Here is a 1655-nt window from a genome sequence, read left to right on the forward strand (position 1 = left end):
GCGCGGGTGGCCTCGTCGGCGCCCTTCTCGAGGACGGCGCGCCAGGCGTGGGCGGTCTCGTTGGCGTCGCCGGGTCGCACGACGTACAGGCCGGGGATCGCGCGCAGCGCGGCGAGGTGCTCGATCGGTTGGTGGGTGGGCCCGTCCTCGCCGAGTCCGATGGAGTCGTGCGTCCACACGTAGGTGACCGGGGTCTTCATGATCGCGGCGAGCCGCACGGCGGGACGCATGTAGTCGCTGAAGACGAGGAAGGTGCCGCCGTAGGGGCGGGTCGGTCCGTGTAGCGCGATGCCGTTGAGGATCGAGCCCATGGCGTGTTCGCGGACCCCGAAGTGCAGGGTGCGGCCGTAGGGCTGGGCGGTCCACATGCGGGTGGAGATGGTTTCGGGGCCGAAGGAGTCGGCGCCCTTGATGGTGGTGTTGTTGCTCTCGGCGAGGTCGGCGGAGCCGCCCCACAGTTCGGGGAGCACCGGTCCGACGGCGTTCAGTACGGCGGCGGACGCCTTGCGGGTCGCGATGCCCTTGGGATCGGGCTCCCAGGTGGGGAGCACGTCGGCCCAGCCGGCGGGAAGGTCGCGGCCGATCAGGCGGTCGAGGAGCTTCTTGCCCTCGGGGGCGCGCTGGGTCCACTCGTCGTACTGGGCCTGCCAGTGCTTGTGTGCCTGGGCGCCGCGCTCGACGACCTTGCGGGTGTGGGCGATGACCTCGTCGGCGACCTCGAACGTCTTGTCCGGATCGAAGCCGAGCGCCTTCTTCACGGCCGCGACCTCGTCGGCACCGAGGGCGGCGCCGTGCGCCGCGCCGGTGTTCATCTTGGTCGGTGCGGGGTAGCCGATGATGGTGCGGAGCAGGATCATCGACGGCTTGTCGGTGACCTCGCGGGCCTTGTTCAGGGCCTCTTCGATGGCGACGACGTTCTCGCCGCCCTCGACGATCTGCACGTGCCAGCCGTATGCCTCGTAGCGGGCGGCGGTGTCCTCGGACAGCGCGATGGCGGTGTCGTCCTCGATGGAGATCTTGTTGTCGTCGTAGATCAGGGTGAGGTTGCCGAGCTGCTGGACGCCGGCGATGGAGGAGGCCTCGGAGGTGACGCCTTCCTCGATGTCGCCGTCGGAGGCGATGACGTAGATGTGGTGGTCGAACGGGCTGTCGCCGAGGGCGGGCTCGGGGTCGAAGAGGCCGCGTTCGCGGCGGGCGGCCATGGCCATGCCGACGGCGGAGGCGAGGCCCTGACCGAGCGGTCCGGTGGTGATTTCGACGCCGCGGGTGTGGCCGTGTTCGGGGTGGCCGGGGGTCTTCGAGCCCCAGGTGCGCAGTGCTTTCAGGTCGTCGAGTTCGAGGCCGTAGCCGGCGAGGTACAGCTGGATGTAGAGGGTGAGGCTGGAGTGTCCGCAGGACAGCACGAACCGGTCGCGGCCGATCCAGTCGGCGTCGGTGGGGTCGTGGCGCATGACGCGCTGGAAGAGGGTGTAGGCGAGGGGGGCCAGGCTCATGGCCGTGCCGGGGTGGCCGTTGCCGACCTTCTGCACCGCGTCCGCGGCGAGCACCCGGATGGTGTCGACGGCCTTGGTGTCCAGTTCGGTCCAGTCGGCGGGGTGAACCGGTTGCGTGAGGACGTGGATGTCGTCTGTGATCGACACGGGCAGAAGTCTCCT

Annotated in this window: 1 protein-coding gene; it reads right to left on the bottom strand. The window is 69.8% G+C overall.

Features of this window, described 5'->3' with window-relative positions; translation table 11 throughout:
* Positions 1-1640 (bottom strand): transketolase family protein (locus tag HGB39_RS38025; protein WP_168443033.1); only part of this gene is annotated, 1640 nt, incomplete at its 3' end.
* Between the last annotated feature and the right edge of the window lie 15 nt (positions 1641-1655).

The sequence above is a fragment of the Rhodococcus opacus genome, from assembly GCF_012396235.1.
Classification (GTDB): Bacteria; Actinomycetota; Actinomycetes; order Mycobacteriales; family Mycobacteriaceae; genus Rhodococcus_F; species Rhodococcus_F opacus.